The organism is Flavimobilis sp. BM9, from assembly GCF_058313055.1.
In genome coordinates, this window is sequence record NZ_JBZEMO010000003.1 from 201,804 (window position 1) to 215,663 (window position 13,860).

Consider the following 13,860-nt stretch of genomic DNA (forward strand, 5'->3'; position numbering starts at 1 on the left):
CTTTTCGTGTTCAAGTGAAAGTGAGTTGCGCCACCGCTCACGCGATGTGCAGAACTGGTATCGGTACACCCGGACCCCCGCTTGAGCGATCTAGGTCACAAATGCATAACGCTCACGTGATCTCGACGAGCATGGGCCCCGGGCACGACTGGACGTCGGAGTCCCGCAGACCCGCGCCGTCGAACACCCAGTCCTGCGTCGCCGGCGTGCCCGACAGGGACCTTCCCACCAGGCAGAAGCTGTTGCCGTCGAGGTGCACCGCGACCCCGTTGCCGGGCGTGACCCGGACGTCAGGGCCGAACGACCCGGCCTCGACGGGCGCCCCGCTGGTGAGCAGGCCCGTCACCACCGTCGCGACGGTCCGCAGGTCGCTCTTGATGCTCGCGTCGACCGCCCTGGCGCGCTGCCCCAGGAACAGACCGATCCCGATCGCCGACAGCACACCGATGATCATGATGACCACGAGCAGCTCGACGAGGCTGAACCCCTCGTCCCGGGCCGGCCGGATCACTGGATCAGGTCGAACACGCCGAAGATCGGCATGTACATCGCGATGACCATGCCACCGATGATCGAGCCGAGCACGACGATCATGAGCGGCTCGATGAGGCTCGTGAGCGCCTCGGTCGTGGCCTCGACCTCCTGGTCGTAGAACTCTGCGATCTTCTCGAGCATCGTGTCGAGCGCACCGGTGTCCTCACCGACCGCCATCATCTGCACCACCATGGGTGGGAACACCGTGTGCTCCGAGAGCGGCCCGGTCAACGACTGGCCCTGCCGCACGGACTCCTGGATCGAGCTCACCGCGTGCTCCACGACGACGTTGCCCGACGTCTCCCCCACGATCTCGAGCGCCTGGAGGATGGGAACACCCGCGTGCAGCATCGCACCGAGGTTCCGGGTGAAGCGAGCGACGGCGATCTTCTGGAAGAGAGTCCCGAAGACCGGGATCTTGAGCTTCCACGGATCGAGCGCCTCACGCACGGACCGGTCGTTCTTGTGCCGACCCCACCACCAGACGCCCACCCCGATCGCGAGGAGCCCCGGCAGCAGACCGACCTTCAGCCCGTTCGACATCGCCATGAGGATCTTGGTCGGCAGCGGCAGGTCCCCGCCCATCGACGAGAACATGTCGGCGAAGATCGGCACGATGAACAGGAGCATCCCCGCCGTGGCGAGGATGGCGATCACGAACACGACGACGGGGTACGTCATCGCGGACTTGATCTTGCTGCGCAGCTTGACCTCGTCCTCGAAGTTCTTCGCGACCGAGAGCAACACCTGGTCGAGGAAGCCGCCGACCTCTCCCGCGCGCACCATGTTGAGCATGAGCGGCGGGAAGATCATCGGGTGCTTGCCGAGGGACGCGGAGAAGGACACGCCCGTCTCGATGTCGCTGCGCACCTCCGCGAGCACGCGTGCGAGGTTCTTGTTCTCCGTCTGCTCCGCGAGGATCGACACCGAGCGCAGCAGCGACAGGCCGGCGTTGATCATGGTCGCGAGCTGGCGCGCCATGATCGCCAGGTCCTTGAGCTTGACGCCGTCACCGAACCCGGGGATCGAGATCTCCCGCTGGAGACCGGTGTTGCGCACCTCGTTGATCGAGAGCGGCGCGACACCCATCGACTTGAGCTTGGTCGCGACCGCGTTCTCGCTGGCCGCCTCGATCCGACCCTTGACCAGCTTGCCCTGGCGGTCGCGGATCACATAGTCGTAAGTCTTGGCCTCAGCCATCACACGGTCCTGTTCTTGCTCTGGAAGTCGGCGCCGCCCATGTTGGCGTTCGCGAGGCCGGCACCCGCACCGGACGCGGAAGCGCGCCCGGTCAGCTTGTTGTAGTCCTCGAGGTTGTGACACTTCTCGAGGCCGGTCTCGTACGAGATGCGGCCGCTGCGTGTGAGCTCGGCGAGGTGCTGGTCCATCGTGTGCATCCCCTGCTGCGAGCCCGCCTGCATCGAGGAGTAGATCTGGTGCGTCTTGCCCTCGCGGATGAGGTTGCGGATCGCGGGGGTGGCGAGCATGACCTCGGTCGCGACGACACGCCCCGGACCGTCCGAGCGCCGACACAGAGTCTGGGACACGACGCCCTGGAGCGCGCCGGCGAGCTGGGTGCGCACCTGCCCCTGCTGCTCGGGGGGGAACACGTCGATGATGCGGTCGATCGTCTGCGCCGCGTCCTGCGTGTGCAGGGTCGCGAACACGAGGTGCCCCGTCTCGGCTGCGGTGAGCGCCACCGAGATCGTCTCGAGGTCACGCATCTCCCCGACGAGGATGATGTCAGGGTCCTGGCGCAGGACGTGCTTGAGCGCGTTCGCGAAGCTCTGCGTGTCGGCACCGACCTCACGCTGGTTGATGATCGCGCGCTTGTGGGTGTGCAGGAACTCGATCGGGTCCTCGACCGTCATGATGTGGTCAGGCCGCGTCCGGTTCGCGAGGTCGATGATCGAGGCCAGCGTCGTCGACTTGCCCGAGCCGGTCGGACCCGTGACGAGGACGAGGCCTCGGGGCAGTCCAGCGAAGTTCGCGACGACGGCAGGGACGCCGAGCGCCTCGAGCGGCTTGATCTCGAACGGGATCGTGCGGAACGCCGCTCCCATCTGTTCGCGCTGCCGGTAGAAGTTCACGCGGAAGCGCGCAAGGTCGGGCACCTGGTACGAGAAGTCGAGCTCGAGCTCGGCCTCGAACCGTTCGCGCTGACGCATGTTCAGCACCGAGTACAGGACGCGCTGGAGCATCGCGCCGTCGAGGAGACCGAACTCCTCCATCGGCTGGAGGGCGCCGTGGCGGCGCATCATCGGGTACGCGCCAGCCGTCAGGTGCAGATCAGAAGCGCCAGCGGCGTGCATCGTGCGCAGGAGCGGCTCGATCTGCACGTCGTTCTCGTGAGCGCGGTCCATGCCCAGTCGTCCGGCGGTCGACCCGACGTAGCCCTCGGCCCCCGCGCGACGTGAGCCGGCCTCCGCGCTCGGGCGGGTCGGCGACACCGGGCGAGCCGCGGGGGCGCTGGCCGGCGCGGAGGACGTCGGCGCCGGGGAGACGGGCGCCTGCACGGCCGTCGCCTGAGCCGGAACCGCAGGAGCCACATAGCTCGGGACGCGCGTCGCGACCGACTGCGCCGGGGCGAGAGGCTGGCTCGCAGGCGCGGACGGCGCCGGCGGGTAGGCCGCACCGGCAAGATACGCGTCGCGGGGCCCACCCAGGGTTGCCTGCGCCCCTCCGGGCACGAAGGTGCCGGGCTGAGGCGAGAAGCTGCCGCCAGCGGCCGGCTCGCCGACCCGAGCAGCGGGCGCGCCGGATCCGGGAGCGGGCGGGTACGTCGGCGCGGCTGCGAGACCCGCCGCAGGGAGCGCATGGGCTGCACTCTCACGGCGGAACGCGTTCACCGACGAGATCGAGTCCGCGGGGAAGTCGTCGCCCGGGTTCGGGATCCCGTAGTGGTTCGTGGTGCCCTCGGTCACTTCTCAGCCTTTCGCCGTCGTCCGCACGCAAGTAGTGCGACTTTCTCTTATCGGCGCGCACCGGGCCGACCTTGAGCGGCTCTCGGCGCACCGCTGCGCCGACGGCTCACGCGACGATGCGCAGCAGCTCCTCGATCGTGGTGTCACCAGCGATGACCTTGCGCCACCCGTCCATGCGCAACGTGGCCATCCCCTCGTCCGTCGCGGTGCGGCCGATGTCCGCAGCCGAGGAACCGGCGACGGCGTGCCGCTCGATGGCCTCCGTCACCCGCATGACCTCGTGCAGCGCGAGACGTCCGCGGTAACCGGTGCGAGAGCACGTCGAGCAGCCGACGGGACGCTGCAGGATCGGCTTCGGCTCGCCCGGGACCCACGGGAAGCGTGCCGCGAGCAGCTCCTCGTCGCTCGGCTCGTACGGCTCCTTGCACTTCTTGCACAGCCGCCGTGCAAGTCGCTGCGCGACGACGCAGTCGAGAGCCGATCCGACGAGGAACGGCTCGATGCCCATCTCCACGAGGCGGGTGATCGCCGACGGCGCGTCGTTCGTGTGCAAGGTCGACAGCACCAGGTGACCCGTGAGAGCCGCCTCGATCGCGATCTGTGCGGTCTCGTGGTCACGGATCTCACCGAGGAGCACCACGTCGGGGTCGGAGCGGAGGATCGAGCGGAGCGCGCCCGCGAAGGTCAGTCCCGCCTTGGGGTTGACCTGGACCTGGTTGATGCCCGGGAGGCGGTACTCGACCGGGTCCTCGACCGTGATGACGTTGATCTCCGGACGTGACACCGCGTTGAGGGTCGCATACAGCGTCGTCGACTTGCCCGAGCCGGTCGGCCCCGTCACGAGGATCATGCCGTACGGCTTGCGGTACGCCTCGGAGTAGACCTCGTAGTTCTCCTCGCCGAACGACAGGTCGCGCAGGTCGAGGCTCGCCGTCGAGTTGTCGAGGATTCGCATGACGATCTTCTCGCCCCACACGGTCGGCAGGGTCGCGACACGGAGGTCGATCTTGCGGCCGTTGTGCTGGACGGACATGCGGCCGTCCTGAGGCTTGCGCCGCTCTGCGATGTCGATGTCCGACAGGATCTTGACGCGCGAGATGACACCGTTCTGGATCTGCTTGGGCGACCGCTGCATCTCGTGAAGCACACCGTCGATCCGGTAGCGGACTCGAAGGTCAGCCTCGGTCGGCTCGATGTGGATGTCGGACGCGCGGTCGGTGATCGCCTGCGTCACCAGCAGGTTGACGTACTTGACGATCGGCGCGTCGTCCTCGGTGGCCGAGCCGAGGTTCGAGAGGTCCATCTCGACCTCGTTCGAGGTCGCCTCCTCCATCGCGTCCGCGAGCTCGTTGATCTCACCGTCGGCGCGGCAGTAGCGATCGATACCACGCACGAGGTTGTCGTGCGCCGCCACAGCGGGGATGACGGGCATGCGTGCGACCGACTGCGCGTCGTCGAGCGCCATGACGTTGCCCGGGTCGGCCATCGCGAGGACGAGCCGACCGTCGCGGATCTCCACGGGCAAGATCGTGTACCGCCGGCACATCGCGGTCGGCAGGAGCGCGACGGCGGAACGGTCCACGGCGTGGTCGTCGAGGTCGACGAACTCCATGCCCACCTGGGCGGCGAGCGCACGGACGAGCTGGTCCTCGCTGAGGTACCCGAGCTCGACCAGGACACGGCCGAGAGAGGATCCTCGGACGATCTGCTCGTCGAGCGCCGTCATCAGCTGTGTCTCGTTGACCAGGCCTTCCTCGAGAAGGACCTCTCCGAGCTGCTTCATGTTGTTGCCTCGCTCACGACCTCGTGCACATCCTGTCGAAGCACTATCGGCGTTCTGGAGCCGGGACCTGAGCCCTCAGGCGCACATGCACACTTCTCACACAGTGTTGACGGGGCGCGGAGCATCGAGGGCTGCGTCGAGCGCGGCGGCCATCGCGTCGAGCGGGGCGGCGCGACCGGTCATGAGGCGGACCTGCTCAGCAGCCTGGTGGAGGAGCATCCGCTCGCCACCGGCGTCTCCTCCCACGGGCGCCCACGCCGCCCTGAGCGCGCTCGGTCGCGGGTCGTACACGACGTCGAGAAGCACGCCGAGCCGTGACGGCGCAGCCTGGTCCAGCTGGGCGGCGACAGGGTCGGCAGCGTGCGCAGGGAGCGTCGAGACGACGACGTCGGCGGCCAGGAGTGCGGGCAGCACCGCATCGATCTGGTGGAACGTCGGCTCGACGCCCATCCTGTGCGCTGCTCGCCGCAGGCCGCCGGTGCGCGAGAGCGAACGGGCGAACACCGCAGGTGTGGTGATGCCGAGCTCGCCGAGCGCGGCGAGCGCGGACGACGCGGTCGCCCCCGCGCCGAGCACCACCCCGCGGACTGCTCCGCTGCCGGGGACGAACCCGGCCTCGCGCAGCGCCGCGACGATCCCGTAGACGTCCGTGTTCGCGCCGACCAGGGTCGCGCGCGAACCTCCCGGCTGGAACAGGACGGTGTTGACCGCCCCCACGACCTCGGCGAGAGGCTCGACGTGGTCGAGCAGGCTGAGCACCGTCTGCTTCAGGGGCATCGTGAGGCTCAGCCCGGCCCACTCAGGGCCGCAGGACGCGACGAACCCCTCGAGCTCGTGCTCGTCGACGTCGATCGCGTCGTAGGTCCACGCGAGCCCGAGCGCCAAGTACGCGGCGCGGTGCAGCACGGGTGACAGCGAGTGCCCGACGGGGTGGCCGAGCACTGCTGCCCGGCTCACTCCTCGCCCTCGGGGTCCGTCGTCGCCGGGTTGTCCCGCAGCCACTCCTGGTACTGCGCGACGCACTTCGTGTGCTCGGCGAACGTGATCGAGTAGCAGGTCTCGTGAGTCGTCGGGTTGGTCGTGACGAAGAAGAGCCAGGGCCCTTCCTCAGGGTTGAGCACGGCCTCGATCGACGCACGTCCCGGGCTGTTGATCGGAGCCGGCGGGAGTCCGGTGTACATGTACGTGTTGTACGGGCTGTCGATCTGACGCTGTTCCGCTGTCGTCGTCGCGTTCGACGTCCGCTCCCCCGCGATGTAGTGGATCGTGGAGTCGAACCGCAGCGCCTCGTCGGTGTCCAGGCGGTTCTCGATCACACGCGCGACCTTGCCCCGACCGTCGGCCGGCGCCTCGGCCTCGACGAGCGACGCCTTCGTCAGCACCGTGTTGGCTTCCTTGAGCGAGACGCCCAGCTCGTTGAGGTCGGAGACCTGCTTGGCGATCATCGTCGACAGGATCTGCTCGGCCGTCGAGTCGTTGGTGAACGGGTACCGCGCCGGAGCGAGCCACCCCTCGACGTTGCCGTCAGCCTCGGCGGGCAGGCCGAGCGCCTCGGGGTTCTCGAGCGCCTTCTCGAAGTCGGCTGCGGGGATCGCGGTCACGCTCGCGAGCCGCTCGATGGTCGCAGCGATCGTGAGCCCTTCGCGCACGGTCACGCCGTCCTGCACGAGGTTGCTCTTGTCGAGCATCGCGGAGAGAGCGCCAGCGGCGTTCATCTCCTTCATGAGGTTGTACGTCCCGTACTGCAGGTTGGGCTCGGAGCCGTTCGCGGCGGTGTAGTCCTTGATCGCCTGGGTGAACGCAGCCTGAGTCTTGATGACACCGGCCTCCGCGAGTGCCGCACCGATCGCCGCACCCGAGGCGCCCTTCGCGATCTGGACCTGCACCTGACCGTCGCCCGGGCCGGCGTAGTCCTCCGAGACGGACTCCTTCGCGAAGAATCCCGGGACGGTCTTGACGACGAAGAACCCTGCGCCGCCCACGAGGGCGAGCGTCACGACGACGATGATCGCGGTGCGGATGCGCCGCGCACGACGGCGACGCCGCGTCACGGGGTTGTTCCGGCTCTGGGCACGCGTCGAGGGAGCGGCGGCAGGGGCCGCCGCGCGTCGCTGGACGTTCGGCTGCTCCGGGCTGGAGAACAGGTCGCTCACAGCGTGTGCGCCTCCTTTGTCGTCGTCGTTCGTCTCGAGTCTGTCATCCGTCGCGCTCCACGAGCTCTCCCGTGCGCTGCCCCGACGCACGCTCGGCGTCGAGCGCTGACTGCAGGATGATCACAGCGGCCACCTGGTCGACGACCGCACGATGCTTGCGTCCCGCGCGACCGGACGCGTGCAGCGCCTGGTGAGCCGTGACCGAGGTCATGCGCTCGTCCACCAGCCGGACCTCGACAGGAGCGACGGTGCGGGCCAGCGTCGCGGCATAGTCGCGGGCCGCTTCCGAGGCTGCACCCTCCGTACCCTTGAGGTGCCGTGGCAAGCCAACGTACACCACCTGTGCACCGCGTTCAGCGACCTCACGCGCGATCTGCGCGACATCTGCCGAGATCGCTCCCGGCTCCTTCGGAACCGCAGCGCGAGGAACCGTCTCGACGGGGGTCGCGATGAGACCGTCCGGGTCGCTCGAGGCGAGACCGACCCGGACGGAGCCGACGTCGACGCCGATCCGGGCGCCCCGGACGAGACCGGCCACCGACGATCAGCCGCGCGACCCGACGGCGGAGACGATCGCGGAGAGCGCCTCGGCGCCCGCCTCGACCTTCGTGCCGCCACCCTGCGCGACGTCGTCCTTGCCGCCGCCGCCGCCGCCGAGGACGGCGGTAGCGACCTTGACGAGGGCGCCGGCGCGCACGCCAGCGTCACGTGCGCCCGCGTTCGTCGCGACGACGACGAGCGGACGACCGTTCGCGACGCCGAGGACGGCGACCGTCGCCGGGGACGAGTCGCCGAGGCGCGAGCGCACGTCGAGCGCGAGCACGCGCAGGTCGTCAGCGCCCGCGACCTCGCCGGCGTCCGCCGTCACGACGCGCACGCCAGCGGCGTCCACCGCCGTGTCGACGAGCGCAGCCGCGCGGGCGAGGAGCTGGCTCTGACGCAGCGCACCGACTTCCTTCTCAGCCTCCTTGAGGCGCGACATGAGGGAGGAGATCCGCTCGGGCAGCTCGTCACCGCGCGCATTGAGCATCCCGGAGATCTGCCCGACGATCGCGCGCTCCTTGGCCTGGAAGCCGTAGGCGCCCGCCCCGACGAGCGCGTCGACACGGCGCACACCCGAGCCGATCGAGGACTCACCCAGAAGCGTCACGAGACCGAGCTCGCCCGACTGCCTGACGTGCGTGCCCGCGCACAGCTCGCGCGACCAGTCGTCACCGATCGAGACGACACGGACCCGGTCGCCGTACTTCTCGCCGAACAGGGCCATCGCACCGAGCGCGCGAGCCTCGTCGAGCGACATGATCTGCTCGGTCACCTCGAGGTTGTCCTGGAGGCGCGTGTTGACCCGCTCCTCGATCTCGGCGAGCGCGCTCGCAGGGACCGCCTGGCCGCGACGGAAGTCGAAGCGGATGCGGCTCGGCGCGTTCTCGGAACCTGCCTGCGTCGCGTCCTTGCCGAGGGTCTCCTGGAGCGCCTTGTGGATGAGGTGCGTCCCGGAGTGCGCGCGCGTGATCGCCGTGCGGCGCGCGGCGTCGATCGTCGCCTGTCCGGACTCGCCGAGCGTCACGGAGCCGTCGACGAGGCGACCACGGTGCACGTTCAGCCCCTTGATCGGCGCCTGGACGTCGTCGACCTCGATGCGGGCTCCGCCGTCGAGCATGATCTCGCCGTGGTCGGCGAGCTGGCCGCCCGCCTCGGCGTAGAACGGGGTGCGGTCGAGGATGATCTCGACGTCGGCCGGGGCCGTCACGCTCGGCGTCGGGACGCCGTCGACCAGCAGGCCGACGACCGTCGAGCGCGACGCGAGGTCCGTGTAGCCGAGGAACTCGACGGGCGCGTCGAGCGAGGTGCGCACCGACTCGTAGGCCGCGGTGTCCGTGTGACCGGTCTTCTTCGCGACCGCGTCGGCGCGCGCCCGAGCCTTCTGCTCGGCCATGAGCGAGCGGAACGCGGACTCGTCGACCTGGACTCCTTGCTCGGACGCCATCTCGAGCGTCAGGTCGATCGGGAAGCCGTACGTGTCGTGCAGCGCGAACGCCTGCTCACCGCCGAGGACTGGAGCGCCTCCCCCGGCGGACGACTTCGCACGGGCGACAGCCGTGTCGAGGATCGTCGTGCCCGACGCGAGGGTCCGCAGGAACGCATCCTCCTCGCCGTACGCGACCTGGCTGATGCGGTCGAACTCGGTCTCGAGCGTCGGGTAGGAAGCCTTCATCGCCTCCATCGACACCGGGAGCAGCTCCGGCAGAGCCGTCTCCTGGACGCCGAGCAGGCGCAGCGAGCGGACCGCGCGCCGCACGACGCGGCGCAGGACGTACCCGCGGCCCTCGTTGGAGGGGCGCACACCGTCCGAGATGAGCATGAGCGACGAGCGGACATGGTCCGCGATCACGCGCATGCGAACGTCGTCGGCGTCGTCGGCACCGTAACGCTTGCCGGTGATCGACTCGGTTGCCGCAATGACCGGGTACACCTCGTCGATCTCGTAGAGGTTCTGCTTGCCCTGCATGAGGAACGCGAGGCGCTCGAGGCCGGCACCCGTGTCGATCGCCTTCTGGTCGAGCTCGCGGATGAGCGGGTAGTCCTTGCCCTTGCCCTCGCCGCGCAGGTACTGGTCGAAGACGAGGTTCCAGACCTCGAGGTAACGGTCGCCGCCCGGGTCGACGTTCCCACCGACAGCGTCAGGACCGTACTGGGGGCCGCGGTCGACGTGGAACTCGGCGCACGGACCGGCCGGGCCGGGCTGGCCCGTGTCCCAGAAGTTCTCCTCGCGCGGGAGACGCACGATGTGTGCCGGGTCCATGCCGATCTTGCGGGTCAGCACGTCCAACGACTCGGTGTCCTGGTCCCACAGGGTCACCCAGAGCTTGTCACCGTCGAAGCCGTAGCCGCCGTCCGTCTGGGCGCCGGTGAGGAGCTCCCAGGCGAAGTCGATCGCGCCTTCCTTGAAGTAGTCGCCGAACGAGAAGTTGCCGTTCATCTGGAAGAAGGTGCCGTGGCGCGTCGTCTTGCCGACGTTCTCGATGTCGTTCGTGCGGATGCACTTCTGGACGCTCGCTATGCGCGGGTGCGGCGACTGCTCCGTGCCGATGATGTACGGGATGAACGGGACCATGCCCGCGACCGTGAAGAGGAGCGAGGGGTCGGGCGAGATCAGCGAGGTGCTCGGTGCCACGTGGTGGCCGCGCTCGGAGAAGTAGTCGAGCCAACGCTGGCGGATCTCGGCGGTACGCATCTTGACCTCTGGATTCGTGTGGTGGTGCGGGCCCGGCGACCAAGGTCGCTCGCCGGGCGGGGGAAGGATCTAGAACGAGTAGGGCAGGTCGCCGTCGACGTCGTCGTCGTCGACCCGCGGGTCCTGGCCGGGGACCGGGCGCCCGGGTGCGGGCTCCGCGCCCCAGCGTGCAGCGGTCCGGGCCTGGTCCCGGTCGTGCCGGCTGCGTCCTGCGCCGCGCTGGGGTGCGTCCTGGCCGGACGAGAGGAGGGCCGCGCCGAGCTGGCGCTCGCGCTCCGCGGCTGCCGCGCGCAGGTCGTCACCGAACGACGCGACGCTCACGCGCGCTCGCTCGACGAACGTGCTGGTGCGCTCCCCCAGGTCGTCGACGGCACGGCCGACGACGGCAGGAGGGCTGTAGCGGGCACGGAGCTGCTGGGCCTTGCGCACCGCATAGAGCGTGCCACCGATGCCGACGGCCACCCAGACGAGGCGCCTCATCGGGCGCCCTTGCGTCGGGTGGTTCCACCTTCGGGGCGCAGGGTCGGCTCGGGTGCGGGCGTGTCGTCCGGGTCGACGCCGCGCATGCGCGACCAGGCTCGGCTCGAGGCCTTCTGAAGCCCGTACGCGGCCGAGGCGACCTTGATGAGCGGCCCGCCCAGCACGGAGGAGTAGAGCGCGGCGAGCGCCGACACGTTCTCGGAGACCTGCGCGGCCGACGTCGTGATCGTGTCGACCTTCGCGAGCTGCGCGTTCGTCCCCGCGACCGTCTCGACGGCCTCGTCCAGGATCGGCACCGAGTGCTCGGTGAGGTCCTTGATCGACTCGCGCGCCTCGTCGAAGACTCGCCCGAGCTTGAGCAGCGGGACGGCGAGCAGCCCGACCAGCGCGACGAACGCCACGGCTGCGATGAGACCGGCGATGTCTCCGATCATGGCTGCTCCTCGGTTGGGTGACGGTGGCCGTGAAGAACTCTACCTGCGCGGCCCGGGGAAAGCGTGCAGCGCTGCCGCACGCAGGAACGCTCCGGAGAGACGGAACGCCCCGCCCGCTGCGAGCAGCGGACAGGGCGTTCCAGGAGCGCAGCGATCAGCGCGAGTAGTGCTCGACGACGAGCTGGACCTCGCACGTCACGGGGACCTCGACGCGCTTGGGGCGACGCACGAGCGTGAACGAGAGCTTCTCGAGCTGGACGTCCAGGTAACCCGGGACGGCGGGGAGCACGTCGCGGTGGGCGCCGGCAGCGGCGACCTGGAACGGCGTGGTGGCCTGGCTCTTCGGCTTGACCTGGACCGTCTGGCCCGGCTTCACCTTGAACGAGGGGCGGTCGACGATCTTGCCGTCGACGAGGATGTGGCGGTGCACGACAGCCTGGCGGGACTGCAGGATCGTGCGGGCGAAGCCGGCACGGAGCACGAGCGCGTCGAGACGGGTCTCGAGGATCTCGACAAGAGCCTCACCGGTCAGACCGGCGTCCTTGCGGGCCTCCTCGAACGCACGGGCCATCTGCTTCTCGCGGAGGCCGTACTGGGCGCGCAGACGCTGCTTCTCGCGAAGACGGACCGCGTAGTCCGACTCGGTGCGGCGACGGGCGCGGCCGTGCTCGCCGGGCGGGTAGGGACGCTTCTCGAAGTGCTTGACGGCCTTCGGGGTGAGCGCGATGCCGAGGGCACGGCTCAGTCGCACCTGGCGGCGCGAGCGGGTCACAGAGGACACGGTTTTCCATCCTGTCGTTCGATCTTCTGACGTCACACCCGCTCCTCGAGGAGGTGCGGGCGTGGGACCAGCCGGAGCGCTGCGACCGCCCGTGGAGGGCGGTGGGCGAGCGAACGGGGCCGAGGTCCCAGGTGTGCCACAGCGGGCAACCTGTCTATCGTACCCGATCCTGCGCGAGGATCGTGCGGATCTTCTCGAGCCGGTCGCTGACCTGCCGCTCGTACCCGCGGTCGGAGGGCTCGTAGTACCGCCTGCCCTCGAGCGACTCGGGCAGGTAGCGCTGCGCCGCGACCGCGTGCGGCTCGTCGTGCGAGTAGACGTAGCCGACGCCATGACCGAGGCCTTCCGCGCCGCGGTAGTGCGCGTCCCGGAGGTGGGCCGGCACCGGCCCGGCCTTGCCAGCCCGCACGTCCGCGAGGGCCGCGCCGATCGCGGTGTACGCGGCGTTCGACTTGGGCGCCGTGGCGAGGTGCACGACGGCCTCGGCGAGGACGAGCGCTCCCTCGGGCATCCCGATCATCTGGACGGCCTGGGCCGCGGCGACCGCTGTCTGCAGTGCGCTCGGGTCTGCCATCCCGACGTCCTCGGACGCCGAGATGATGATCCGGCGGGCGATGAAGCGCGGGTCCTCCCCCGCGGCGATCATCCGCGCGAGGTAGTGCAGCGCCGCATCGACGTCCGAGCCTCGCACGGACTTGATGAACGCAGAGACGACGTCGTAGTGCTGGTCGCCCGCGCGGTCGTACCGCACGGCGGCCACGTCGATCGCCCGCTCGACCGTGGCGAGGTCCACCTCCGCGGGGACCGAGCCCGCCGCGTCGTCGAGCGCCGCTCCCGCAGCAGCCTCGAGGATCGTGAGCGCCTTGCGAGCGTCACCCCCTGCGAGCCGCAGCAGGTGCTCGCGCGCCTCGTCTGCGAGCCCTACCGTGCCGTCGAGGCCGCGCGGGTCCGCGACAGCCCGGTCCACGAGGGCGGCGACGTCCTCGGTCGCGAGCGGCTTCAGCGTCAGGAGGAGCGACCGCGACAGCAGCGGAGAGTTGACCGAGAAGCTCGGGTTCTCCGTCGTCGCCGCGACGAGCGTCACCCAACGGTTCTCGACGCTCGGTAGCAGAGCGTCCTGCTGCGTCTTGGAGAACCGGTGCACCTCGTCGATGAACAGGACGGTCTCCTCACCGCCCGTCACGAGACGACGCCGTGAGTCCTCGACCACCGCACGCACGTCCTTGACGCCCGCCGTCACAGCCGAGAGCTCGACGAACCGGCGGCCAGACGCGCCGGCGATCAGGTACGCGAGCGTCGTCTTCCCCGTGCCGGGTGGCCCCCACAAGATGACCGACGCCGGACCGGCGCGACGCGACGACTCGCCTCCAGGAGCGACCAGTCGCCGGAGCGGCGAGCCAGGCACGAGGAGGTGCGACTGCCCCGCCACCTCGTCGAGCGCCCGAGGCCGCATCCGCACCGCGAGCGGAGCACCCGGCCCGGCCGCCGGGACACCGTCGGCAGTCGCCCCCGCCGTGTCGAACAGATCCATGCCCA

The 13,860-nt window shown here is 69.7% G+C and carries 12 protein-coding genes; all 12 read right to left on the reverse strand.

The genetic code is table 11. The annotated features are described in order from the left end of the window. Positions 1-112: 112 nt before the first annotated feature. Positions 113-511 carry a type IV pilin protein gene (locus tag AC4F3Q_RS06970; RefSeq protein WP_491039333.1) on the reverse strand — a complete coding sequence of 133 codons (399 nt, stop codon included), beginning with the start codon at positions 509-511 and terminating at the stop codon, positions 113-115. Next, positions 508-1,734, reverse strand: coding sequence for a type II secretion system F family protein (locus AC4F3Q_RS06975; protein ID WP_491039334.1), 1,227 nt, complete (start codon positions 1,732-1,734; stop codon positions 508-510). Before AC4F3Q_RS06975 ends, AC4F3Q_RS06970 begins: the two co-directional genes overlap by 4 nt. Further along, complete coding sequence (locus tag AC4F3Q_RS06980; protein ID WP_491039335.1) at positions 1,734-3,458, reverse strand: type IV pilus twitching motility protein PilT; 1,725 nt, start codon at positions 3,456-3,458, stop codon at positions 1,734-1,736. Before AC4F3Q_RS06980 ends, AC4F3Q_RS06975 begins: the two co-directional genes overlap by 1 nt. 106 nt (positions 3,459-3,564) lie before the next feature. Next, positions 3,565-5,241 (reverse strand): GspE/PulE family protein, encoded by a 1,677-nt coding sequence (locus tag AC4F3Q_RS06985; protein WP_491039336.1) that lies wholly within the window; start codon positions 5,239-5,241, stop codon positions 3,565-3,567. A 96-nt stretch (positions 5,242-5,337) separates the two neighbouring features. Further along, positions 5,338-6,198, reverse strand: coding sequence for a shikimate dehydrogenase (locus tag AC4F3Q_RS06990; RefSeq protein ID WP_491039337.1), 861 nt, complete (start codon positions 6,196-6,198; stop codon positions 5,338-5,340). Further along, complete coding sequence (mltG, locus tag AC4F3Q_RS06995; protein WP_491039338.1) at positions 6,195-7,394, reverse strand: endolytic transglycosylase MltG; 1,200 nt, start codon at positions 7,392-7,394, stop codon at positions 6,195-6,197. The genes AC4F3Q_RS06990 and mltG overlap by 4 nt, the downstream gene beginning before the upstream one ends. Positions 7,395-7,437: 43 nt before the next feature. Then, positions 7,438-7,932, reverse strand: a complete 495-nt coding sequence (gene ruvX, locus AC4F3Q_RS07000) for a Holliday junction resolvase RuvX (protein ID WP_168447410.1) — start codon at positions 7,930-7,932, stop codon at positions 7,438-7,440. A 6-nt stretch (positions 7,933-7,938) separates the two neighbouring features. Further along, a complete protein-coding gene (gene alaS / locus AC4F3Q_RS07005; protein ID WP_491039339.1) occupies positions 7,939-10,629 on the reverse strand; it encodes an alanine--tRNA ligase in 2,691 nt (896 codons plus the stop codon). A 69-nt stretch (positions 10,630-10,698) separates the two neighbouring features. Then, positions 10,699-11,109, reverse strand: coding sequence for a hypothetical protein (locus AC4F3Q_RS07010; protein ID WP_491039340.1), 411 nt, complete (start codon positions 11,107-11,109; stop codon positions 10,699-10,701). Then, the gene (locus AC4F3Q_RS07015) at positions 11,106-11,543 is read right to left on the reverse strand and encodes a DUF948 domain-containing protein (RefSeq protein WP_168447413.1); all 438 of its coding nucleotides are present in this window, start codon (positions 11,541-11,543) and stop codon (positions 11,106-11,108) included. Before AC4F3Q_RS07015 ends, AC4F3Q_RS07010 begins: the two co-directional genes overlap by 4 nt. A 154-nt stretch (positions 11,544-11,697) precedes the next feature. Further along, positions 11,698-12,324 (reverse strand): 30S ribosomal protein S4, encoded by a 627-nt coding sequence (rpsD, locus tag AC4F3Q_RS07020; protein WP_168447414.1) that lies wholly within the window; start codon positions 12,322-12,324, stop codon positions 11,698-11,700. A 154-nt stretch (positions 12,325-12,478) separates the two neighbouring features. Continuing rightward, a complete protein-coding gene (locus AC4F3Q_RS07025) occupies positions 12,479-13,855 on the reverse strand; it encodes a replication-associated recombination protein A (RefSeq protein ID WP_491039341.1) in 1,377 nt (458 codons plus the stop codon). Positions 13,856-13,860 lie beyond the last annotated feature (5 nt).

Bases quoted from the DNA above. Each gene is read 5' to 3' on its own strand.
- AC4F3Q_RS06975 (WP_491039334.1), bottom strand. From the start codon at position 1,734: ATGGCTGAGGCCAAGACTTACGACTATGTGATCCGCGACCGCCAGGGC.
- AC4F3Q_RS06985 (WP_491039336.1), bottom strand. From the start codon at position 5,241: ATGAAGCAGCTCGGAGAGGTCCTTCTCGAGGAAGGCCTGGTCAACGAG.
- alaS (WP_491039339.1), bottom strand. From the start codon at position 10,629: ATGCGTACCGCCGAGATCCGCCAGCGTTGGCTCGACTACTTCTCCGAG.
- AC4F3Q_RS07010 (WP_491039340.1), bottom strand. From the start codon at position 11,109: ATGAGGCGCCTCGTCTGGGTGGCCGTCGGCATCGGTGGCACGCTCTAT.
- AC4F3Q_RS07015 (WP_168447413.1), bottom strand. From the start codon at position 11,543: ATGATCGGAGACATCGCCGGTCTCATCGCAGCCGTGGCGTTCGTCGCG.
- AC4F3Q_RS07025 (WP_491039341.1), bottom strand. From the start codon at position 13,855: ATGGATCTGTTCGACACGGCGGGGGCGACTGCCGACGGTGTCCCGGCG.